Source organism: Citrobacter sp. Colony219, assembly GCF_019382635.1.
Classification (GTDB): Bacteria; Pseudomonadota; Gammaproteobacteria; order Enterobacterales; family Enterobacteriaceae; genus Citrobacter; species Citrobacter youngae.
Genome location: NZ_CP080033.1, coordinates 2339114 through 2360453 on the forward strand (window position 1 = coordinate 2339114; position 21340 = coordinate 2360453).

Consider the following 21340-nt stretch of genomic DNA (forward strand, 5'->3'; position numbering starts at 1 on the left):
CGCACAATCGAGGTAAACCTGCGGGTGCGGTTTGCTGTATGGTAATTTTTCTGCCGAGGCCAGCGCGTCAAAGCTATCGCGCAGATCAAACATGGTCAGCACTTTTTCCAGCATATGCAGCGGTGATGCAGAGGCCAGTCCTACCCGTATTCCCTGGGATTTGCACAGTGCCACAGCTTCACGAACGCCCGGCAACAGGGGGCGTGTTTCTTCTACCAGCGCAATAGCCCGTGTAATGATGCGTTCCGTCACTTCCTGACGTGAGGGACCGTTCCACGGTTGCTGCGCAAACCAAAGATCAACAACCATATCGATACGTAAACCAAGGGTGTCGGGAAGTTCATGGCGGCGGGTGATATCTACGCCTAAACTTGCTATCACATCCAGTTCGGCCTGATCCCAAAGCGGTTCAGAATCGACCAGTAATCCATCCATATCGAAAATTGCAGCAAGAATTTGACGCGGGGTTGACATCACAACCTCTCCTTTACGGTGATAAAAGGGATTAAGAGCCAGTCATAGCAGGCTCTGAGCGTTCATTATGGCTAATTCAGCAGTATACCGCCTTTAAAGATCAGGCGAAAACGGTTATCAACGGGTAAACTTAGGCCAAAATGACACGTCTTTATCAAGGGGAACTCATGACGTATCAACAAGCTGGACGCATTGCCGTCTTGAAAAGGCTGGCGGGATGGGTAATTTTCATTCCCGCGCTGATTTCAACACTGGTTTCTGTACTGAAGTTTATGTATGCGCACAGCGAAAAGCAGGAGGGAATTAACGCGGTCATGCTCGATTTTGCTCACGTGATGATCGATATGATGCGGGTTAATACACCTTTTCTTAATGTGTTTTGGTATAACTCGCCGACACCCGATTTTCAAAGTGGACTGAATCTCGTTTTTTGGCTGATTTTCATTCTGATATTCATCGGTCTGGCATTGCAGGACTCTGGCGCCAGAATGAGCCGCCAGGCACGTTTCTTACGCGAAGGCGTTGAGGATCAGCTGATTCTGGAACAGGCAAAAGGCAGTGAAGGATTATCCCGCGAGCAAATTGAGTCGCGTATTGTCGTGCCACATCATACGATCTTTTTACAAATCTTCCCGCTCTATATTTTGCCGGTGATTGTTATCGTGATCGGCTATTTCTTCTTTTCATTACTGGGATTTTTGTAAGTCCGATATTATCAGGCCTGGACTACGTGAAGCGTCAGGCCTGATAAGCAAAGCCGCCTTCGGGCTATTTATACGTTAAGCCGCCAGTAACCTTTCCATCGCTTTTTGCGCCACCACCAGGTGCTGCCCGCCAAATAGAATTGCCCGATTCAGCAACGTATACAACTGATAGATAGGCTGCCTGTCGAGAAAATCTAACGGTAGCGGCGAGACAGACTGGTAACCGTCATAAATCTGCGGCGGTTGATCGGTATGTAACGGCAACATTGCCAGATCGCACTCTCTGTCACCCCAGTAACAGGCGGGGTCAAAGATGTAGGGGCCATTCGGCCCGAGCGCACAGTTTGCCGACCACAAATCGCCGTGCAGGAGAGAAGGTTGTGGCTGATGGGAGGAGAGTCGTTGCTGAACATGATCGACAATGGCGTCAATATTGCCAAACGCAATGCCTTTTTCCGCCGCAAGTTCCAGTTGCCAGCCGATGCGTTGCTCGGCGAAGAAGGTTGACCAGCGACGCTGCCAGGCATTGGGTTGTGGCGTAGTGGAGAGTGCATTATCGAAGTCGAGGCCGAACTGTGGTTGATCGCTCCATTCATGCAAATGTGCAAGTTGTTGTCCGAGAATAAACGCGTTATGGGCATCAAGCGGGCGGGGAGGGAGAAAATCCATTACCAGAAAACTGTAATCTCTGTCTGCACCCACTGCCCAGACTTTCGGTACAGATACAGTTTGACTGCGGGAAAGTAGCTCCAGCTGATCGGCTTCTGCCGTAAAGCCGGTTAACAGCTCTCTTTCATCGCATTTGACGAAAAAATCTCTCCCCGCATAGCGTAAATGCCATGCGGCGTGAATCTCTCCGCCGGGCAGTTCATTACGCAGTTCGATTTCGCCTTCACCTAATTGCTCGCTTAAAAGACGACTGATAGCCTGCCACATGATGTCTCTCCCCATGTTGTCTGCCAGATCATAAGGTTAGCGCAAGAATGCGGTAAAAAAACACGAACTGACGCACACCACGGACGCGTCATCGCTGGAAAGGCACTTAATGTTTGTCGCTCTTCTTCACCCCGTACCGTTGTGGAGACGTCTGACTGCACATGATTCACTTCTTTGTAATCACGTGATTTTTTATCATAGTCGCATAACACCCATGCTGACAGTTTTACGCGAGAATCCCCTTTCTCTTCAAAAGAGGGACGGTGTCATTACTGAGTGAGATACGAATAAATTTTTTGCGTGTCGTCCAAAGAGCACAGACGCGTACCCTGATTGAGCGTTGCTGCGCTACCTGCGGCGACGCCGTAACGGACAATATCCTCAAAAGGTGCATTCTCAGCCAGTTTAAGCGTCATGGCCCCGACCATGCTGTCGCCCGCGCCTACGGTGCTTTGACTTTTCACCGGTGGCGGAACCACCTGAACGCAGGTATCTCGATCTACGCCCAGCGCCCCTTGCGGCCCAAGCGAGACCACAACGCGGTGCGCTTTCCCACTATGTACGATTTCCTGCGCGGCCTTGCGCACATCATCGGGCTGTGTCAGTTCGCGGTTTACCAGCGCACTCAGTTCTTTGAGGTTGGGTTTGACCAGTTCGATATTGCCGATGGCTAAGGCCGCCGTCAGCGCCTCACCGGAGCTATCGACAATGCAGCGAATGCCCTGTTTTTGTGCGGTAGTGATGAGCCGGGTCAGTTTTTCTATTTGTACACCGGGCGGCAAACTACCGCTAATGACCAGTATCGCACCCGATTCAATTTCCAGTACCTGATCCTGCAATTGGTAGAATTCGTCATCAGTCAGCGCTGCACCGGGCATGACAAAACGATACTGCTCGCCGCTGGATTCGACGTGGACATGGAGATTTTGTCGGGTCCAGTCTTTAGCCTCGATAGTCGAGACGGGAACATTTTCGTCGGCAAGTAAAGAAACTAAGTGCTCGCCGGTTGCACCACCGACCGGAAAGATGGCCGTTGCAGTTCCGCCAAGATGTGCAATGGCGCGGGCGACGTTGATGCCTCCGCCGCCAGGTTCAAAAACTGGTGAGGTACAGCGAAGTTTACCTTCGGGGTAGATTTGTGGAGTGGTTGTTGCGCTATCGAGAGAGGGCGCAAGTGTTAACGTATAGATACGTACCATCTTTACCTCCTGTTAGGCTGACTCCAGTCTGGCACTTAACGCCACGAAAGTGAAGTAATTAACAACATGATTTCTCGCAGCTTTATTTAAAATTCTCGTGCCAAAGATATATAAATAAAATAAAGGATTAGGAACGCTCTTATTCAAAAAATGAAATAAGAATTTATTGCTATGTTATTCGAGTCTTTTTATAATTTGTTACCTTTCAAGGGTCTTTTGTCATTGATCCACATGAAAGTTTCCGAGACCGTTATGGTCTCTTTTTTTGTTGTACGGACTCTTTATAAATGAAGCTTTTGAAGACAGTGCCCGCAGCAGTATTGCTGACGGGGTGCGTGTTTGCGTCAATGCATGCCGCCGCCGATGATTCCGTTTTTACTGTCATGGATGACCCTTCCAGCGCGAAAAAACCCTTTGAAGGTAACCTGAACGCGGGATATCTTGCCCAGTCAGGCAACACAAAAAGTTCTTCTTTAACCGCCGACACCACCATGACCTGGTATGGTCAATCTACGGCGTGGTCTCTGTGGGGAAATGCCAGCAACACCTCCTCAAATGATGAGCGTTCATCTGAGAAATATGCTGTAGGTGGTCGTAGTCGTTACAACATGACTGACTATGACTATCTCTTTGGTCAGGCCAGTTGGTTAACAGACCGTTATAACGGATACCGTGAGCGTGACGTGCTAACGGCCGGTTATGGTCGCCAGTTTCTTAATGGACCGGTACACAGTTTCCGCTTTGAATTCGGTCCTGGTGTACGTTATGACGAGCACACTGATGGCACCACTGAAACGCAACCGTTAGGTTATGCGTCCGGGGCTTATGCGTGGCAGATGACGGACAACACCAAGTTTACTCAGGGTGTGTCGGTATTTGGTGCAGATGATACAACGCTTAACTCTGAAACGGCCTTAAACGTTGCCATCAACGAACACTTTGGATTGAAGGTCGCGTACAACGTCACCTGGAACTCCGAACCGCCGGCAACCGCGCCGGAACATACCGATCGCCGCACGACGCTTTCGCTCGGCTATCGTATGTAATGACAAACCGGGCCAAATAATTGGCCCGGCTTTTATCTATTAACGTTAAGTTTATTTAAAAGTTAATCTGTGTTTTATTTTTAATGCTTATCGATAACTCGCTATTTTTCAGATGAATTCGATTTAATTGATAAATACAACGGAACCAGAAAAGCGGTCAGTATTTTAACCCCAGATCATTGCTGCCCAACGCAGCATCAGCATTGCCGCACAAATAACCAGCAGGATCACCACCATCTTCCAGTGTTTCTTCGCAAAGCGGTTTGTTGGCATTGTTTTTTCCTGCTCCGGTGAAATGACTTTCTACAAGTGTAACAAAGACGTCAGGGTGTCAGTGAATTGATTTACATCATAGAGTGCACGTTGATTGTTGCTTTGATCGCATCCTAATGCCGTGTACACTGTCAAACGGTGTTATCAAAAAACGGGCGTAGGTCCAGTGTTACCAGTCAGGTGACCTGTGACATATTTCGCAGAGTGAAGCGGGAATCAGCCCAGACCTTTTTGATAATTTTAAATATTGAATCTTTGTATGTGCTCTTACGTGTGGGGCACCACTGCAAATAAGGATATAACATGCCTGTTATTACTCTTCCTGATGGCAGCCAACGCCATTACGACCACGCTGTAAGCCCCATGGATGTTGCGCTGGACATCGGTCCAGGTCTGGCTAAAGCGACTATTGCTGGCCGTGTTAACGGTGAGCTGGTAGATGCTTCCGATCTGATTGAACATGATGCGAAACTCTCCATCATCACCGCGAAAGATGAAGAAGGTCTGGAGATCATTCGTCACTCTTGTGCGCACCTGTTAGGGCATGCGATCAAACAACTTTGGCCGAACACCAAAATGGCGATCGGACCGGTTGTTGACAACGGTTTTTACTACGATATCGATCTTGACCGTACGTTAACCCAGGAAGATGTCGACGCGCTCGAGAAGCGGATGCACGAGCTCGCTGAGAAAAACTACGATGTCATTAAGAAGAAAGTCAGCTGGTACGAAGCGCGCGAAACCTTCGTGAAGCGTGGCGAGACCTATAAAGTCTCTATTCTTGATGAAAACATCGCCCATGATGACAAGCCTGGCTTGTACCATCATGAAGAATATGTCGATATGTGCCGTGGCCCGCACGTGCCGAACATGCGTTTCTGCCATCACTTCAAACTGATGAAGACCGCAGGGGCATACTGGCGTGGCGACAGCAATAACAAGATGCTGCAGCGTATTTATGGTACTGCATGGGCCGATAAAAAAGCCCTGAATGCCTACCTGCAACGCCTGGAAGAAGCGGCCAAGCGAGACCACCGCAAAATTGGTAAGCAGCTTGACCTGTATCATATGCAGGAAGAAGCACCGGGTATGGTGTTCTGGCATAACGATGGCTGGACTATCTTCCGCGAGTTGGAAGTTTTTGTTCGCTCGAAACTGAAAGAATATCAGTACCAGGAAGTTAAAGGTCCGTTCATGATGGACCGTGTGCTGTGGGAAAAAACAGGTCACTGGGACAACTACAAAGATGCAATGTTCACGACCTCGTCTGAGAACCGTGAGTACTGCATTAAACCTATGAACTGCCCGGGCCACGTGCAGATCTTTAACCAGGGTCTGAAATCCTATCGCGATCTGCCGTTGCGTATGGCTGAATTTGGTAGCTGTCACCGTAACGAGCCGTCAGGTGCTCTGCACGGTCTGATGCGTGTACGTGGCTTTACCCAGGATGATGCACATATCTTCTGTACTGAAGAGCAGATTCGCGATGAAGTTAACGCCTGCATTCGTATGGTCTACGATATGTACAGCACCTTTGGCTTCGAGAAAATCGTCGTCAAACTGTCCACTCGCCCCGAAAAACGTATCGGTAGCGATGAAATGTGGGACCGTGCTGAAGCTGACCTGGCCGTTGCGCTGGAAGAAAACAACATCCCGTTTGAGTTCCAACTGGGTGAGGGCGCATTCTACGGTCCGAAAATTGAATTTACCCTGTATGACTGCCTCGATCGTGCATGGCAGTGCGGTACTGTACAGCTGGACTTCTCTCTGCCGTCCCGTTTAAGCGCCTCTTATGTTGGCGAAAACAACGAACGCCAGGTGCCGGTTATGATTCACCGCGCAATTCTTGGGTCGATGGAACGTTTCATTGGTATCCTGACCGAAGAGTTCGCTGGCTTCTTCCCGACCTGGCTTGCGCCGGTTCAGGTTGTGGTCATGAACATCACCGATTCTCAGTCTGAATACGTCAACGAATTAACGCAGAAACTACAAAATGCGGGTATTCGTGTAAAAGCAGACTTGAGAAATGAGAAGATAGGCTTTAAAATCCGCGAGCACACTTTACGTCGTGTCCCTTACATGTTGGTCTGTGGCGACAAAGAGGTAGAAGCAGGCAAAGTTGCCGTGCGCACCCGTCGTGGCAAAGACTTGGGCAGCCTGGACGTAAATGAAGTGATTGAGAAGCTGCAACAAGAGATTCGCAGCCGCAGTCTTCAACAACTGGAGGAATAAGGTATTAAAGGCGGAAAACGAGTTCAAACGGCACGTCCGAATCGTATCAATGGCGAGATTCGCGCCCTGGAAGTTCGCTTAACAGGTCTGGAAGGCGAAGCTTTGGGTATTGTGAGTCTGAGAGAAGCGATCGAAAAGGCTGAAGAAGCTGGAGTAGATTTAGTTGAAATCAGCCCTAACGCCGAACCGCCAGTTTGTCGTATTATGGACTACGGCAAGTTCCTTTATGAAAAGAGTAAGTCTTCTAAGGAACAGAAGAAAAAGCAAAAAGTTATCCAGGTTAAGGAAATTAAATTCCGTCCTGGCACCGACGATGGCGATTACCAGGTAAAACTCCGCAGCCTGGTACGCTTTCTGGAAGATGGCGATAAGGCTAAGATCACGCTGCGTTTTCGCGGTCGTGAGATGGCCCACCAACAGATCGGTATGGAAGTGCTCAACCGCGTCCGTGACGATCTGAGTGAACTGGCAGTAGTCGAATCCTTCCCTACGAAGATCGAAGGCCGCCAGATGATCATGGTGCTCGCTCCTAAGAAGAAACAGTAAGGCCTTCAAGTAGCAATGTCTGTGGAGCCTACGGGTTCCACAGCCGTTGTTCGCCTACGTTTCGTTTATTAACAATGCGAAGTGGAAGTTATTAAAATGCCAAAAATTAAGACCGTACGCGGTGCTGCTAAGCGTTTCAAAAAAACCGGTGGTGGTGGATTTAAGCGTAAGCACGCAAACCTGCGTCATATTCTGACCAAAAAATCTACTAAGCGTAAACGTCACCTGCGTCCAAAAGGCCTCGTGTCTAAAGGCGATCTGGGTCTGGTTATCGCGTGCCTGCCGTACGCATAAGCCGTTAACGTTTAATTCATTTTTTTACTAAGAATATAGAGACAGGAGAGCACATATGGCTCGCGTAAAACGTGGTGTAGTTGCCCGTGCACGTCACAAGAAAATTTTGAAACAAGCTAAAGGCTACTACGGTGCGCGTTCTCGCGTATACCGCGTTGCCTTCCAGGCTGTTATCAAAGCTGGTCAGTACGCTTATCGTGACCGTCGTCAGAAAAAGCGTCAGTTCCGTCAACTGTGGATTGCGCGTATCAACGCAGCAGCACGTCAGAACGGTATTTCTTACAGCAAATTCATCAACGGCCTGAAAAAAGCCTCTGTTGAAATCGACCGTAAGATCCTGGCTGACATCGCAGTATTCGACAAAGTAGCGTTCACCGCTCTGGTCGAAAAAGCGAAAGCAGCTCTGGCATAAGCCGGTGAAAAGAGGGAGCCTGGCTCCCTCTCTTTTATTTGTAGTGCAATCAATTAGTTGACAATTTATCCGTAAGCCTTTTCAATAAAGGTTGTCCGGTTTTTACCACACAAGGTAACGCAAGCATGAATGCTGCTATTTTCCGCTTCTTCTTTTACTTTAGCACCTGAAATCAGGAGGCTTGCGCGTGAAAGAAGAAACGGAAAACAGCGCCTAAAAGCCTCCCTGGTGGAGGCTTTTTTTATACGCGTCATCCTTCAAGTTGTCTCTGTATTGGCTGCATTCGCTCTTTTGCTGCGTTGATACAACTTGAATGATTTTGCGTATATACGAGCGACTAGTGAATATCGCAACATAACGAGGAAAACCATGTCACATCTCGCAGAGCTGGTTGCCAGTGCAACGGCCGCCATTAACCAGGCTTCAGATGTTGCCGCGTTAGACAATGTCCGCGTCGAATATTTGGGCAAGAAAGGGCACCTGACCCTTCAGATGACAACCCTGCGCGAGCTGCCACCGGAAGAGCGCCCGGCAGCAGGTGCGGTAATCAATGAAGCCAAAGAGCAGGTACAGCAAGCGCTGAACGCGCGTAAAGCCGAATTAGAAAGTGCCGCGCTGAACGCGCGCCTGGCTGAAGAAACTATCGATATCTCCCTGCCGGGACGCCGTATCGAAAATGGTGGACTCCACCCGGTAACGCGTACTATCGACCGTATTGAAAGTTTCTTCGGTGAGCTGGGCTTTACCGTGGCGACTGGTCCGGAAATCGAAGATGACTATCACAACTTCGATGCGCTGAACATTCCTGGCCATCACCCGGCGCGCGCTGACCACGACACTTTCTGGTTTGATGCAACGCGTCTGCTGCGCACGCAGACTTCAGGCGTGCAGATCCGCACCATGAAGGAAAAACAGCCGCCGATCCGTATTATCGCCCCGGGCCGCGTTTATCGTAACGACTACGATCAGACGCACACCCCGATGTTCCATCAGATGGAAGGCCTGATCGTTGATACCAATATCAACTTCACCAACCTGAAAGGTACGCTGCACGATTTCCTGCGCAACTTCTTTGAAGAAGACCTGCAGGTTCGTTTCCGTCCTTCTTACTTCCCGTTCACTGAACCTTCTGCGGAAGTTGACGTCATGGGCAAAAACGGAAAATGGTTGGAAGTACTGGGCTGCGGAATGGTTCACCCGAACGTGCTGCGTAACGTCGGTATCGATCCAGAAATCTACTCCGGTTTTGCCTTCGGAATGGGGATGGAGCGTCTGACCATGCTGCGTTATGGCGTTACCGATCTGCGTTCTTTCTTCGAAAACGATCTGCGTTTCCTCAAACAGTTTAAATAAAGGCAGGGTAATACAATGAAATTCAGTGAACTGTGGTTACGCGAATGGGTAAACCCGGCGATTGATAGCGATGCGCTGTCAAACCAAATCACGATGGCGGGTCTGGAAGTTGACGGTGTGGAACCTGTTTCCGGCGCGTTCAACGGCGTTGTGGTGGGCGAAGTGGTTGAGTGCGCTCAGCACCCGAACGCTGACAAACTGCGTGTCACCAAAGTGAATGTAGGCGGCGACCGTCTGCTGGATATCGTCTGCGGCGCGCCAAATTGCCGTCAGGGGCTGAAAGTGGCCGTGGCAACCGTGGGTGCTGTTCTGCCGGGCGATTTCAAAATCAAAGCCGCAAAACTGCGCGGTGAGCCGTCTGAAGGTATGCTGTGCTCATTCTCTGAGCTGGGTATTTCCGACGATCATAACGGGATTATCGAACTGCCTGCCGATGCGCCAATTGGCACCGATATCCGTGAATACCTTAAGCTTGACGACAACACTATCGAAATTAGCGTCACGCCGAACCGCGCCGACTGCTTAGGCATTATCGGTGTCGCACGTGATGTTGCTGTGCTGAACAAAGCTCCGCTGGTTGAGCCGGAAATCGCGCCTGTAGTGGCAACCATTAGCGACGTCCTGCCGATTCAGGTCGAAGCCGTAGAAGCCTGCCCTCGCTATCTGGGCCGCGTGGTTAAAGGCATCAATGTTAAAGCGCCGACCCCGCTGTGGATGAAAGAAAAACTGCGTCGTTGCGGTATTCGTTCAATCGATGCCGTGGTTGACGTGACTAACTATGTGCTGCTCGAACTGGGCCAGCCGATGCACGCATTCGACAAAGACCGCATTGAAGGCGGAATTGTTGTCCGTATGGCAAAAGAGGGTGAGACCCTGGTATTGCTGGATGGCAGTGAAGCGAAGCTGAATGCGGATACGCTGGTGATTGCGGACCATAACAAAGCGCTGGCGATGGGCGGCATCTTTGGTGGCGAACATTCCGGCGTGAATGATGAAACGCAAAACGTCCTGCTGGAATGTGCATTCTTCAGCCCGCTGTCTATTACCGGTCGCGCACGTCGTCACGGTCTGCACACTGATGCTTCTCACCGCTATGAGCGTGGTGTTGATCCGGCTCTGCAACATAAGGCCATGGAACGTGCAACGCGCCTGCTGATCGATATCTGCGGTGGCGAAGCAGGTCCAGTCATTGACGTGACGAACGAAGACACGCTGCCAAAACGCGCAACCATTACGCTTCGTCGTAGCAAACTGGATCGTCTGATCGGACACCATATTGCGGATGAGCAGGTGAGCGACATTCTGCGTCGTCTGGGTTGTGACGTGACGGAAGGGCAGGATGAGTGGAAGGCTGTCGCGCCGAGCTGGCGTTTCGATATGGAAATCGAAGAAGACCTGGTCGAAGAAGTCGCCCGCGTATACGGCTACGACAATATCCCGAATACCCCAATTCAGGCAGGACTTATCATGGGTGAGCATCGTGAAGCGGATTTATCGCTGAAACGTGTAAAAACCATGCTGAATGACAAAGGCTACCAGGAAGTTATTACCTACAGCTTCGTCGACCCGAAAGTCCAGTCGCTGTTGCATCCGGGAGAAGAGGCGCTGCTGCTGCCAAGCCCAATCTCTATCGATATGTCAGCAATGCGTCTGTCTCTGTGGACCGGTTTGTTGTCCACGGTGGTTTATAACCAAAACCGTCAGCAAAACCGTGTGCGTATTTTTGAAACAGGTTTGCGTTTTGTACCGGATACGCAGGCTAACCTCGGGATCCGTCAGGATCTGATGCTGGCGGGCGTTATCTGCGGTAACCGTCATGATGAACACTGGAATCTGGCGAAAGAGACGGTTGATTTCTATGATCTGAAGGGCGATCTGGAAGCGGTTCTCGACCTGACAGGCAAACTGGCGGACATCCAGTTCAAAGCTGAAGCGAATCCAGCCCTGCATCCGGGTCAGTCTGCGGCGATTTATCTGAAAGGTGAACGTATTGGTTTCATTGGGGTTGTTCATCCTGAACTGGAACGTAAACTGGATCTGAACGGTCGCACTCTGGTGTTCGAACTGGAGTGGAATAAGCTCGCAGACCGCGTGGTGCCTCAGGCGCGTGAAGTTTCTCGCTTCCCGGCGAACCGCCGTGACATCGCGGTCGTTGTGGCCGAAAACGTTCCCGCTGCGGATATTTTATCCGAGTGTAAGAAAGTTGGCGTAAATCAGGTAGTTGGCGTAAACTTGTTTGACGTGTACCGCGGTAAGGGTGTTGCGGAGGGTTATAAGAGCCTCGCTATCAGCCTGATCCTTCAGGATACCAGCCGTACACTTGAAGAAGAGGAGATTGCCGCTACCGTCGCCAAATGTGTAGAGGCATTAAAAGAGCGATTCCAGGCATCATTGAGGGATTGAACCTATGGCGCTTACAAAAGCTGAAATGTCAGAATATCTGTTTGATAAGCTTGGGCTTAGCAAGCGGGATGCCAAAGAACTGGTCGAGCTGTTTTTCGAAGAGATCCGTCGTGCTCTGGAAAACGGTGAGCAGGTAAAACTCTCTGGTTTTGGTAACTTCGATCTGCGTGATAAGAATCAACGTCCGGGACGTAACCCGAAAACGGGCGAAGATATTCCCATTACAGCACGGCGCGTGGTGACCTTCAGACCCGGGCAGAAGTTAAAAAGCCGGGTTGAAAACGCAACGCCCAAAGAAGAGTGATTTAACGATACGCAAAGTATGACGCGTATAACTAAAAAGGCCGCTATGCGGCCTTTTTCCTTTTCACTACTGAATCAGCACCGTAGAATCTCCCCATCTTTTTTCAGCAGAATGGAAAACATGCTGACTTTCGCCCATCAACAGCAGCGACGAAACGTGCGCTGGATACTGTCTCTGTCAGTGCTGATGCTGCTGGCAACCATGATAAGTTTATGCGCAGGAGAACAGTGGATTGCTCCCGGCGATTGGTTTAGCGCTCGCGGCGATCTGTTCGTCTGGCAAATTCGACTGCCCCGTACACTTGCCGTATTGCTGGTAGGCGCCGCACTGGCCCTGGCTGGCGCGGTGATGCAGGCGCTGTTTGAAAACCCGCTCGCGGAGCCTGGTTTACTCGGCGTGTCTAATGGCGCGGGGGTAGGGCTTATTGCGGCTGTGCTGTTGGGGCAAGGGCGATTGCCCGGCTGGGCATTGGGCCTATGCGCCATTGCTGGCGCGCTGATTATCACCCTCATTCTTCTTCATTTTGCCCGCCGACATTTATCGACCAGTCGTTTGCTGTTGGCCGGCGTGGCGCTGGGGATTATCTGCAGCGCGCTGATGACCTGGGCTATCTATTTTTCCACCTCTTTTGATCTTCGACAGTTGATGTACTGGATGATGGGGGGCTTCGGCGGCGTAGACTGGCATCAGGCCTGGCTCATGGTGGCATTGATTCCGGTGCTGGTGTGGATCTGCTGTCAGTCGCAGCCGATGAATATGCTGGCGCTGGGGGAAACCTCCGCGCGCCAGCTGGGGCTGCCTTTATGGTTCTGGCGCAACTTGCTGGTGGTTGCCACGGGATGGATGGTTGGCGTGAGCGTGGCGCTGGCAGGGGCAATTGGTTTTATCGGGCTGGTAATCCCTCATATTCTGCGACTGTGTGGATTAACCGATCACCGCGTTTTACTCCCTGGGTGTGCGCTGGCGGGGGCAATTGCACTACTGTTTGCTGATGTTGTCGCACGTCTGGTACTGGCATCGGCTGAATTACCCATTGGCGTGGTGACGGCCACGATGGGCGCACCGGTATTTATCTGGTTATTGTTAAAAGCTGCGCGCTAGAAAGCGCAGGTTCGGTCTATGCTTAAAAGCTGAACAGGGTCATCCCACTATTCACCTGTTGTTCTGGAGATGCTATGCAAAACACGCTTTTTAATACGGAAGTGACAACCATCGACGGCGAGGCGACCTCATTGCAGGCGTATGCCGGAAATGTACTGTTAATCGTCAACGTAGCCTCAAAATGTGGGTTAACGCCGCAGTATGAGCAACTGGAAAACCTGCAGAAAACCTGGCATGGGCAGGGTTTCACCGTTCTGGGATTCCCCTGCAACCAGTTTCTGGGGCAGGAGCCCGGCAGTGAAGACGAGATTAAGACGTATTGCAGCACAACCTGGGGCGTTACCTTCCCGATGTTCAGTAAGATTGATGTCAATGGCGAAGCCCGCCATCCGTTGTATCAGAAGCTGATTGATGCGGCACCCACTGCGGTTGCACCTGCAGATAGCGGATTTTATGCGCGTATGGCGAGTAAAGGCCGGGCACCGCTCTACCCGGACGATATTCTGTGGAACTTCGAGAAGTTCTTAGTCGGTCGGGATGGACAGGTGCTGCAGCGTTATTCACCTGATATGACGCCTGAGGACCCGGTTCTTGTACACGCTATAAAGACTGCATTGGCCAACTAATGTCCCGATTAATGCTGCTACAGGATGTTGCGGAATCGACCCGACTCGGCCCGCTATCTGGTGAAATTAAAGCAGGAGAGATCCTGCATTTAGTGGGCCCCAACGGCGCGGGGAAAAGTACGTTGTTGGCGCGAATGGCGGGACTGACGACCGGAGAGGGGTGCATCACCTTTGGTGATACACCGCTCGGTGACTGGCCGGCAGCGAAGCTGGCGCAATATCGTGCTTATCTTGCGCAACAGCAAAATCCGCCTTTTGCGATGCCGGTCTGGCATTTTCTGACGCTGCATCAGCCTGATAAAGCGCGAACAGACCTGCTGCAGGAGGTGGCTGATGCGCTTGGGCTGGGAGATAAACTAGGACGTGGTGTTAATCAGCTTTCAGGGGGGGAATGGCAACGTGTGCGTCTGGCGGCCGTCATCCTGCAAATGAGCCCCCAGTCTAATCCGCATGGGCAACTTTTGTTGCTGGATGAGCCGATGAATAGCCTGGACGTGGCGCAACAAAACGCGCTGGACAGATTGTTGAGCCAGCTGTGTCTGCAGGGAATCGCCATTGTGATGAGCAGTCATGATCTTAACCATACGCTACGCCATGCGCACAAGGCGTGGTTGCTCAAGCGCGGAAAGCTGCTGGCGAGCGGTGCGCGTGATGTGGTGCTAACGCCAGCCAATCTGTCGTTAGCCTACGGTGTAAATTTCCGTCGCCTGGATATTGAAGGCCACAGAATGCTCATATCAACCACTTAAGTTAAATGGGTTCTTGAAAATCACATAATTTCCACGCTAAATTGACACAAAAATAAAAATCAGAGGATTCGTCCTGAATGCGCTTTTGGCTCCTTTTCATCACAGCATTGTTTTTGGCGGGGTGCAGCAGCCATCGTGCTCCTGCGCCAAATGCCCGACTGTCGGACTCTATCGCCGTTATCGCAGGTCTTAACGATCAGTTGCAAACCTGGCATGGTACTCCCTATCGCTATGGCGGTATGAGCCGTAGCGGGGTGGATTGTTCGGGATTTGTGTTGATGACAATGCGTGACAAATTCGATCTGCAACTCCCGCGCGACACGCGTACGCAATCAAAGATTGGTACTGAGATCGATAAAGATGATTTGCTACCCGGCGATCTGGTTTTCTTTAAAACGGGTTCCGGTGAAAGTGGTCTGCATGTCGGGATTTACGATACCAATAATCAATTTATCCATGCTTCAACCAGTCGCGGAGTGATGCGTTCTTCGCTGGATAACGTCTACTGGCGTAAAAACTTTTGGCAGGCGCGCCGAATTTAATCATTGCGGGTGACGAGATCGGCTCGCGGCTTTCTCGTCATCCGCATTTTAAATGTCAACTTTCACTTCTGCTGTTTGTCGGTCTATAACCCTGAACATTAAGAGCGTATCTTGCTAAAAATATGATTTATCCCGAGATATTAAAAAGTGCAAGGCTGGATATTCGTTTATAATCAGGATAAGCTAAAAAAAAAGGATTCGATTTACTGGCTAAAAAGGGAAAAATGAAAGGGCCTCAATTTGTATCAGCAGCAACGTATTTTTCCATCCTTTGCTACAGGATGCCGGATTACACCCATGCAGAGGGGCTGGCACAATGATTGTTTCACTGGATTATCTTTATCATTCAGAGTTCTCTTTTCTTCCTGCACGAAGTGAAAAAGGTGACCTTGAGTTCGTCGATATTGTTACAAACTTTGTCAGCCCGGATGGCGACGTACACATGCCAACAGAGCTGGTTATGCCCCGGATGTCAGACGACGAGCAATGCCGCTTATTTGCCGAGAAGTTGGAATTAATCGAAACGTGCCAACACTTTTTTATTCAACGCAAAATTCCGGCCTGGATTAATTTAACGCCAGCGGTCGCTAATATTTTATTATCAGACGCTGAATATGCTTCACGTGTTGAACGATTTTCATTTATTGAACTGACGATTAATGAAAGTTATCCAGAGTTAAACAGTGGCAAAGAAAATCCCACACTGGCGGCTCTGGCTGCGCGATTCCCATTAATACTGACAAACTACGGTGCCGGGGGCATATCCACGCGGGCAATTTTTGATGGTCTTTTCAAACGGGTCGTGCTGGATAAAAACTTTGTTCAACAACGGATTACACATATTTCGTTTGAGCCGTTTATGCGGGCTATTCTGGCGCAATTATCTCCCTGCTGCGAATCAATCATCATTAGCGGTATTGATACACAAGAGATGCTGACGCGGGTATTACCTTTGGGATTCAGCGCGATGCAAGGGGGACTGTGGCCGGCGGTATCACCGGCAAAAATTATTTCACTGGTAAAATGATAACCCTTTTATTTGCTGGTGTTTAACAGGCTATTAACAGTCTACACTAGAGACAGGAGGCCCTATGACCCTGTCTTTTACTACTCGCTGGCGTGATGAATTACCAGCAACCTATACCGCTCTTTCGCCCACCCCCCTGAAAAACGCGCGCATCATCTGGCATAACGATGCTCTGGCTGCGCAATTGGGTATTCCAGCTGCGTTGTTTGATGTTTCTGGTGGGGCAGGTGTATGGGGGGGCGAATCGCTATTACCTGGGATGTCGCCTTTGGCGCAAGTTTATAGCGGGCATCAGTTCGGTGTATGGGCTGGGCAGCTTGGCGATGGCCGCGGGATTCTGCTGGGCGAACAACAACTTGCGGATGGTTCAACATTTGACTGGCATCTGAAAGGCGCTGGATTAACGCCTTATTCCCGCATGGGGGATGGGCGCGCTGTGCTGCGCTCGACGATTAGAGAGAGCCTGGCCAGTGAAGCCATGCATTATTTGGGGATACCTACAACCCGGGCCTTGTCGATTGTCACCAGCGAGACTCCGGTGCAGCGAGAGACCACTGAAGCAGGCGCGATGCTCATTCGCGTGGCACAAAGCCATATGCGTTTTGGCCATTTTGAGCACTTTTATTATCGTCGTGAACCGGAAAAAGTACGTCAGCTTGCTGACTTTGCGATCCGTCATTACTGGCCACAATGGCAGGAAGAGGCAAATAAGTATCAGTTGTGGTTTACGGATGTTGTTACACGTACCGCGACGTTAATGGCCGACTGGCAAGCCGTAGGCTTTGCGCATGGGGTGATGAACACGGACAACATGTCGATTCTTGGTCTGACGATGGATTATGGTCCCTTCGGTTTCCTTGATGATTACGTGCCAGATTTTGTCTGCAACCACTCCGATCATCAGGGGCGCTATAGTTTTGATAATCAGCCTGCTGCAGCTTTGTGGAACCTACAACGTCTGGCGCAGACGCTGTCGCCATTCATCCCGGTTGATGTGCTCAATGATGCGCTGGACGGTTATCAACTGGCCTTGCTAACCCGCTATGGGCAACGAATGCGGCAAAAACTGGGTTTCTTTAGTGAGCAGAAAAACGATAACGAAATCCTTAGCGAACTGTTTAGCCTGATGGCGCGGGAAGGTAGCGACTATACGCGAACGTTCCGCATGCTCAGCCAAACTGAGCAACACAGCACCTTGTCCCCACTGCGCGATGAGTTTATTGACCGTGCGGCATTTGACGACTGGTTCACTCGTTACCGCACGCGCCTGCAACAAGACAATGTGGCTGACGTAGTCAGACAAGCGCAGATGAAGACGGAGAATCCGGCTATGGTGCTACGTAACTGGCTGGCACAGCGGGCAATTAGCCAGGCAGAGCAGGGTGATTATACCGAACTACATCGGTTACACGCTGCGTTACGTACGCCGTTTATCGATCGGGATGATGATTATATCAGCCGTCCACCTGACTGGGGCAAACGGCTGGAGGTGAGCTGTTCGAGCTAAGGCGCGAGAAAAACTTGTGGGGATGCGTTGGCCGGGTGTTGGCCAACGTGAACCTGAGCACCGTACCAGCGTATCAGATCATCAGCCTGTAACACGGCGTCGGGCGTCCCTTGAGACACAATGCTTCCTTGATGGAGCAGTATGATCCGGTCAGCCCACAGTGCTGCCAGATTGAGATCGTGAAGGATGATGCAAACATGCAATTCTCCTGAAGCGGTGAGTGTCTTTAGTAATCTCAGCAGATGTTGCTGATGGTACAGATCTAACGCTGACGTCGGTTCGTCGAGAAATAGCCAACCGCGAGGTCCGGCGTTGCACCACAATTGTGCCAGCGCACGGGCTAACTGAACGCGTTGTTGTTCGCCACCGGAAAGCGCGGCGTATTGCTTGCCCGCCAACGGTGTGCAGCCGGTGACTGCCATTACCTGTGCGATAAGCTCGTGCTCGGGATGTTGGGACCAGGGGGCACGGCCCATCGCGATAACGGCTTCTGTCTGCCAGTCAAAACCTACCTGCGTTTGCTGACGCATAACCGCGCGATGGCGTGACAGCGACTGCGTACTCCAGTCAGCCAGTGATTTGCCATCTAACAAACAGCGTCCGGCAGTCGGTTTAAGAAAGCCGGTCAACAGACGTAGCAGGGTGGATTTTCCCGCACCATTCGGCCCGATTAACGCGACCAGTTCACCTTTAGCGAGTTTGAGCGATACGTCGTCAATTACTGAGCGATCAGCAAGGCGATAGTGAAGTCCTTCGGCAATAAAATGTTCAGCCATGCGCTCCTCGCTGACGAAAAATAAGCCATAAAAACCACGGTGCGCCGAGAAGACTGGTCAACAGACCGACCGGCATTTCCGCAGGCGCAACTGCGGTGCGGGCGAGAGTATCGGCAATCAGTAGTAAAAATGCGCCAGCCAGAACGGAACCGGGGATCACGGCCCGATGGTCTGATCCGAGCCACATACGCATTAAATGCGGAACAACCAAACCGATGAACCCAATGACTCCGCTGACCGCTACAGCAGCGGCCACGAGTAATGCGCTGCACAACAACAAAATACGTTGGATCATCCGAACATCAACGCCGAGATAATGCGCCTCCTCCTCACCCAGTTGTAGCAGGTTCAGCGCCGGAGCCAGACGCCAGATGATCAGCACCGTCGGGATAGTCAGTGACGTGACAGCCAGTAGCGTGGACCACTGCGCGGCTCCCAGACTTCCCATCCCCCACAACGACAACTGGCGCAATTGCGCATCATTACTGACCCACGACAAAACGCCAACCGCCGCCCCGCAGAGTGCGTTGATGGCAATTCCGACCAACAACAGACGCGATAGCGAACCGTCACGCTGTTGGCTGAGGATAAAAATCACCACGGTAGCAGCCAGTGCACCGAGAAATGCCGCCATCATTGGCGCATACAGCATGAGTAACGCGGGTAATGAGACCGGTAACACCACCCACAGGGCGACGGCGCAGGCCGCACCGCTGCTAATACCCAGTAGCCCTGGATCGGCAAGCGGGTTGCGAAACAATCCCTGCATGACGCAACCTGCCAGTGCCAGTGAGCCGCCAATCACCAGCGCCAGCAGAACGCGCGGTAGCCGAATGGTGAGCCAGATTTGACGCAAAGCATCATCTCCGTCCTGCCAGAGCAGGCTTACCGGCAGGCGCAACGCGCCAAAACCGGTCGCCAGTATCGTCATTACACCCAGCATAAAGGCCAGCGTCCATAACGAGCAGGTGATTCGTCGGGCCATCAGGGCAATTGCTCCGCTTTGGCGCGTAGCTGCAAAATGGCCTGTGGCGTGCGAACGCTGAAGCCCAGTAATGCCATATCATCAATCTGCAGTACCTGCTTATTGCGTCCGGCAGGCGTTTGCGCAAGTCCCGGTAGCGCCCACAGGTTATCTTCGCCACCCATCGCCTTAACGCCGTCCTGCGAAATCACCACCAGGTCGGGCTGGCTGGCTATTACGCCTTCTTGTGATAACGGCTGGTAACGGCTAAAACCCTGCATTGCGTTACGTAAGCCGGCTGCGCGAATAGCGGCATCAGCCCCCGTATCCTGTCCTGCAGCCATTGCGGTCATTCCACCATGATTGAGAATAAACAGAACGCGTTTATCAAGCTTCGTGGCGGGTAATGCCGCGAGTTCCTGCCGTAATGTGTTGCGCAGGGCTTCGCCTTTAGCCTCCTGGTGTGTCGCCTGCGCAATGACCTGCACTTTCTCATCAATCACGCTAAGCGTATTACTGGCAGGGACCGTGACAACCCTGACGTTGCTGTGTTCGACCTGCTTCAGGGCCAGAGAAGGCTGCGCTTGTGCGCTGGCTAACACCAGAGTAGGGCGGGTAGCCAGGATACCTTCGGCGTTGAGCTGACGTAAATAGCCTACATCGGGTAATTGGGTCGCTTCCTGTGGCCACTGACTGGTGCTGTCACGTGCCACGAGGGATGATTGCGCATCCAGCGCATACACAATTTCGGTGACGTCGCCACCGAGAGCCACAACGCGTTCTTCGTCAGCAGCCAGCGCTGCGATGGGCAGCAGCGCAATCAGGACCAGCAGTTTTTTCATGCGGCCAGTCCTTTCGGCGTGAGCGCGTCAATCTGTGCGCGCCATTGCGTCTGCTCCGGTTCGCCTTCCGTACGTTGACCATACAGCTGGGCGATTTGCGTGCCATCTGCGGCAAACAGTTCCAGGCTGGTGACGTGGCCATCGGCGGTCGGTTTGCGCGTTACCCACGTTTCGGCTACGCACTCTTCCAGCAGATGCAGGGTAAAGGTCGGGTTGAAAATATTTAGCCAGCCTTTCATCGGCACCAGTTTTTCTATTACGCCGGTAAAAATCTGTACGCAGCCGCGATTACCCACGAAAACCATAATTTCATTGCCATCCTGGCGCGCGGTATCAAGTAACTGCGCCAGTGTGCTATTAGAAACTTTACAGGCCAGATCGTCGCCCACCAGATTAAATGCCTGTTGACGGGTGAGATTGTGGCGTTTCAGCAAACCGAAGAACTGATGTACATCAGTCATCGCTCGCCACTCTTGATCAACAGTCTGCGCATCGACCGTGATGACGGCTGGCGCAGAAGTGTTGGCAGGTTGCAGTACCAGTGGCGGGTTTTCAGCGAAGATGAAACGGGTCAGCAACGCAGCCCATTCCTCAACGAGGGTATTCTGTGTGGCATAGACTTTCAGCAGCGCATCCCCCTGATGGTCAAAGAACTGAATGCTCTGACGCTCGCCGTGGGCGGTGGTCTCACTGATATGAAAAGCGCTTGCCCACTGATTAAGGAACAGGCGCAGGTCGAGGGCGCGCGGATTAAGAACCAGTCCGGCATGACCGTTCAGGTGTTGATTGGTAAAAGCGCCAACCTGTTCATGCACCGCATATTCGTTGCGGCAAATGCATTTGGTTTCACCTACGGCTTCCAGTGCGCTGAGGATTTCGCGGACTTCGCCACGTAAGCGCCAGGCGTCATGGCCGACGCGCGCAAAGGTCAGTTCGGCTTCGCTAATATTCATCAACCCTGCAATGTCACGTGCGTATTTACCGGGATTTTCTTTCTTCAGTTCCAGCCAGCGTGTGTAATGATTCATTG

At 51.5% G+C, this 21340-nt stretch carries 24 protein-coding genes and 1 other annotated feature; of the genes, 16 read left to right on the forward strand and 8 right to left on the reverse strand.

The features are described 5' to 3' along the window. Nucleotides 1–474 (reverse strand): hexitol phosphatase HxpB (gene hxpB / locus JTI85_RS10295; RefSeq protein WP_219352543.1); only part of this gene is annotated, 474 nt, incomplete at its 3' end. 167 nt (nt 475–641) lie between these two features. On the opposite strand from hxpB, the gene JTI85_RS10300 reads away from it, so the two are divergent. Beyond that, complete coding sequence (locus tag JTI85_RS10300) at nt 642–1178, forward strand: YniB family protein (protein WP_115643490.1); 537 nt, start codon at nt 642–644, stop codon at nt 1176–1178. Between the two features lie 75 nt (nt 1179–1253). Here JTI85_RS10300 and JTI85_RS10305 read toward each other — a convergent pair whose 3' ends face one another. Together JTI85_RS10305 and pfkB are read right to left on the reverse strand one after the other, a co-directional pair. Beyond that, a complete protein-coding gene (locus JTI85_RS10305; RefSeq protein WP_115643489.1) occupies nt 1254–2114 on the reverse strand; it encodes a fructosamine kinase family protein in 861 nt (286 codons plus the stop codon). A gap of 269 nt (nt 2115–2383) precedes the next feature. Beyond that, complete coding sequence (pfkB, locus tag JTI85_RS10310; RefSeq protein WP_219352545.1) at nt 2384–3313, reverse strand: 6-phosphofructokinase II; 930 nt, start codon at nt 3311–3313, stop codon at nt 2384–2386. A gap of 287 nt (nt 3314–3600) precedes the next feature. Between pfkB and JTI85_RS10315 the strand changes: the two genes are divergently transcribed. Beyond that, nucleotides 3601–4359: a YdiY family protein gene (locus JTI85_RS10315; protein ID WP_048211874.1), complete on the forward strand. Its 759-nt coding sequence runs from the start codon at nt 3601–3603 to the stop codon at nt 4357–4359. A gap of 165 nt (nt 4360–4524) precedes the next feature. Here JTI85_RS10315 and yniD read toward each other — a convergent pair whose 3' ends face one another. Next, the gene (yniD, locus tag JTI85_RS10320) at nt 4525–4632 is read right to left on the reverse strand and encodes a small membrane protein YniD (RefSeq protein ID WP_003030590.1); all 108 of its coding nucleotides are present in this window, start codon (nt 4630–4632) and stop codon (nt 4525–4527) included. A gap of 303 nt (nt 4633–4935) precedes the next feature. On the opposite strand from yniD, the gene thrS reads away from it, so the two are divergent. The 14 genes from thrS to selO all read left to right on the forward strand — a co-directional run bounded on the left by thrS (nt 4936) and on the right by selO (nt 17728). After that, nucleotides 4936–6864: a threonine--tRNA ligase gene (gene thrS, locus JTI85_RS10325; protein ID WP_040233697.1), complete on the forward strand. Its 1929-nt coding sequence runs from the start codon at nt 4936–4938 to the stop codon at nt 6862–6864. A gap of 3 nt (nt 6865–6867) precedes the next feature. Further along, a complete protein-coding gene (infC, locus tag JTI85_RS10330) occupies nt 6868–7410 on the forward strand; it encodes a translation initiation factor IF-3 (RefSeq protein ID WP_048997935.1) in 543 nt (180 codons plus the stop codon). A 96-nt stretch (nt 7411–7506) separates the two neighbouring features. Continuing rightward, nucleotides 7507–7704, forward strand: coding sequence for a 50S ribosomal protein L35 (rpmI, locus tag JTI85_RS10335; RefSeq protein ID WP_003030583.1), 198 nt, complete (start codon nt 7507–7509; stop codon nt 7702–7704). A 55-nt stretch (nt 7705–7759) separates the two neighbouring features. Next, nucleotides 7760–8116, forward strand: a complete 357-nt coding sequence (gene rplT / locus JTI85_RS10340; protein ID WP_003030578.1) for a 50S ribosomal protein L20 — start codon at nt 7760–7762, stop codon at nt 8114–8116. 120 nt (nt 8117–8236) lie between these two features. Further along, nucleotides 8237–8361, forward strand: a sequence feature (Phe leader region). Further along, the gene (gene pheM, locus JTI85_RS10345) at nt 8242–8286 is read left to right on the forward strand and encodes a pheST operon leader peptide PheM (protein WP_001386830.1); all 45 of its coding nucleotides are present in this window, start codon (nt 8242–8244) and stop codon (nt 8284–8286) included. It overlaps the preceding feature by 45 nt. Nucleotides 8362–8485: 124 nt before the next feature. Next, nucleotides 8486–9469: a phenylalanine--tRNA ligase subunit alpha gene (gene pheS / locus JTI85_RS10350; protein ID WP_003832580.1), complete on the forward strand. Its 984-nt coding sequence runs from the start codon at nt 8486–8488 to the stop codon at nt 9467–9469. Nucleotides 9470–9484: 15 nt separating this feature from the next. Continuing rightward, on the forward strand, nt 9485–11872 hold the full coding sequence (pheT, locus tag JTI85_RS10355; RefSeq protein ID WP_137364041.1) for a phenylalanine--tRNA ligase subunit beta: 2388 nt from the start codon (nt 9485–9487) through the stop codon (nt 11870–11872). Between the two features lie 4 nt (nt 11873–11876). After that, nucleotides 11877–12176 (forward strand): integration host factor subunit alpha, encoded by a 300-nt coding sequence (gene ihfA, locus JTI85_RS10360; protein ID WP_003030571.1) that lies wholly within the window; start codon nt 11877–11879, stop codon nt 12174–12176. Nucleotides 12177–12296: 120 nt separating this feature from the next. After that, complete coding sequence (gene btuC, locus JTI85_RS10365; RefSeq protein ID WP_219352546.1) at nt 12297–13277, forward strand: vitamin B12 ABC transporter permease BtuC; 981 nt, start codon at nt 12297–12299, stop codon at nt 13275–13277. Nucleotides 13278–13351: 74 nt separating this feature from the next. After that, the gene (locus JTI85_RS10370) at nt 13352–13903 is read left to right on the forward strand and encodes a glutathione peroxidase (RefSeq protein WP_048211871.1); all 552 of its coding nucleotides are present in this window, start codon (nt 13352–13354) and stop codon (nt 13901–13903) included. Then, nucleotides 13903–14652, forward strand: coding sequence for a vitamin B12 ABC transporter ATP-binding protein BtuD (btuD, locus tag JTI85_RS10375; RefSeq protein ID WP_061067788.1), 750 nt, complete (start codon nt 13903–13905; stop codon nt 14650–14652). Before JTI85_RS10370 ends, btuD begins: the two co-directional genes overlap by 1 nt. Nucleotides 14653–14729: 77 nt before the next feature. Beyond that, entirely contained in the window at nt 14730–15194 is a 465-nt protein-coding gene (locus JTI85_RS10380; RefSeq protein WP_003832591.1) for an NlpC/P60 family protein, read from the forward strand. 316 nt (nt 15195–15510) lie between these two features. Further along, the gene (locus JTI85_RS10385; RefSeq protein ID WP_061067789.1) at nt 15511–16221 is read left to right on the forward strand and encodes an EAL domain-containing protein; all 711 of its coding nucleotides are present in this window, start codon (nt 15511–15513) and stop codon (nt 16219–16221) included. Nucleotides 16222–16285: 64 nt separating this feature from the next. Further along, entirely contained in the window at nt 16286–17728 is a 1443-nt protein-coding gene (selO, locus tag JTI85_RS10390; protein ID WP_172742728.1) for a protein adenylyltransferase SelO, read from the forward strand. Here selO and JTI85_RS10395 read toward each other — a convergent pair. From JTI85_RS10395 to chuS, 4 genes are read right to left on the reverse strand one after another with little or no spacing between them, the layout of a single operon-like run. After that, nucleotides 17725–18504: a heme ABC transporter ATP-binding protein gene (locus tag JTI85_RS10395; protein ID WP_115643483.1), complete on the reverse strand. Its 780-nt coding sequence runs from the start codon at nt 18502–18504 to the stop codon at nt 17725–17727. The genes selO and JTI85_RS10395 overlap by 4 nt on opposite strands. Next, on the reverse strand, nt 18497–19489 hold the full coding sequence (locus JTI85_RS10400; RefSeq protein WP_061067790.1) for an iron ABC transporter permease: 993 nt from the start codon (nt 19487–19489) through the stop codon (nt 18497–18499). Before JTI85_RS10400 ends, JTI85_RS10395 begins: the two co-directional genes overlap by 8 nt. Continuing rightward, complete coding sequence (locus tag JTI85_RS10405; RefSeq protein WP_061067791.1) at nt 19489–20310, reverse strand: hemin ABC transporter substrate-binding protein; 822 nt, start codon at nt 20308–20310, stop codon at nt 19489–19491. The genes JTI85_RS10400 and JTI85_RS10405 overlap by 1 nt, the downstream gene beginning before the upstream one ends. Next, a complete protein-coding gene (chuS, locus tag JTI85_RS10410) occupies nt 20307–21338 on the reverse strand; it encodes a hemin-degrading factor (RefSeq protein ID WP_219352548.1) in 1032 nt (343 codons plus the stop codon). Before chuS ends, JTI85_RS10405 begins: the two co-directional genes overlap by 4 nt. Nucleotides 21339–21340 lie beyond the last annotated feature (2 nt).

Excerpts from the sequence above, each read along its gene's own strand:
- JTI85_RS10395 (WP_115643483.1), bottom strand. The coding sequence starts at position 18,504 with ATGGCTGAACATTTTATTGCCGAAGGACTTCACTATCGCCTTGCTGAT.
- chuS (WP_219352548.1), bottom strand. The coding sequence starts at position 21,338 with ATGAATCATTACACACGCTGGCTGGAACTGAAGAAAGAAAATCCCGGT.
- thrS (WP_040233697.1), top strand. The coding sequence starts at position 4,936 with ATGCCTGTTATTACTCTTCCTGATGGCAGCCAACGCCATTACGACCAC.
- pheS (WP_003832580.1), top strand. The coding sequence starts at position 8,486 with ATGTCACATCTCGCAGAGCTGGTTGCCAGTGCAACGGCCGCCATTAAC.
- pheT (WP_137364041.1), top strand. The coding sequence starts at position 9,485 with ATGAAATTCAGTGAACTGTGGTTACGCGAATGGGTAAACCCGGCGATT.
- ihfA (WP_003030571.1), top strand. The coding sequence starts at position 11,877 with ATGGCGCTTACAAAAGCTGAAATGTCAGAATATCTGTTTGATAAGCTT.
- JTI85_RS10305 (WP_115643489.1), bottom strand. The coding sequence starts at position 2,114 with ATGTGGCAGGCTATCAGTCGTCTTTTAAGCGAGCAATTAGGTGAAGGC.
- JTI85_RS10370 (WP_048211871.1), top strand. The coding sequence starts at position 13,352 with ATGCAAAACACGCTTTTTAATACGGAAGTGACAACCATCGACGGCGAG.
- btuC (WP_219352546.1), top strand. The coding sequence starts at position 12,297 with ATGCTGACTTTCGCCCATCAACAGCAGCGACGAAACGTGCGCTGGATA.
- JTI85_RS10300 (WP_115643490.1), top strand. The coding sequence starts at position 642 with ATGACGTATCAACAAGCTGGACGCATTGCCGTCTTGAAAAGGCTGGCG.
- JTI85_RS10405 (WP_061067791.1), bottom strand. The coding sequence starts at position 20,310 with ATGAAAAAACTGCTGGTCCTGATTGCGCTGCTGCCCATCGCAGCGCTG.
- rpmI (WP_003030583.1), top strand. The coding sequence starts at position 7,507 with ATGCCAAAAATTAAGACCGTACGCGGTGCTGCTAAGCGTTTCAAAAAA.
- JTI85_RS10385 (WP_061067789.1), top strand. The coding sequence starts at position 15,511 with ATGATTGTTTCACTGGATTATCTTTATCATTCAGAGTTCTCTTTTCTT.
- btuD (WP_061067788.1), top strand. The coding sequence starts at position 13,903 with ATGTCCCGATTAATGCTGCTACAGGATGTTGCGGAATCGACCCGACTC.
- JTI85_RS10380 (WP_003832591.1), top strand. The coding sequence starts at position 14,730 with ATGCGCTTTTGGCTCCTTTTCATCACAGCATTGTTTTTGGCGGGGTGC.
- rplT (WP_003030578.1), top strand. The coding sequence starts at position 7,760 with ATGGCTCGCGTAAAACGTGGTGTAGTTGCCCGTGCACGTCACAAGAAA.
- yniD (WP_003030590.1), bottom strand. The coding sequence starts at position 4,632 with ATGCCAACAAACCGCTTTGCGAAGAAACACTGGAAGATGGTGGTGATC.
- JTI85_RS10315 (WP_048211874.1), top strand. The coding sequence starts at position 3,601 with ATGAAGCTTTTGAAGACAGTGCCCGCAGCAGTATTGCTGACGGGGTGC.
- JTI85_RS10400 (WP_061067790.1), bottom strand. The coding sequence starts at position 19,489 with ATGGCCCGACGAATCACCTGCTCGTTATGGACGCTGGCCTTTATGCTG.
- pfkB (WP_219352545.1), bottom strand. The coding sequence starts at position 3,313 with ATGGTACGTATCTATACGTTAACACTTGCGCCCTCTCTCGATAGCGCA.
- selO (WP_172742728.1), top strand. The coding sequence starts at position 16,286 with ATGACCCTGTCTTTTACTACTCGCTGGCGTGATGAATTACCAGCAACC.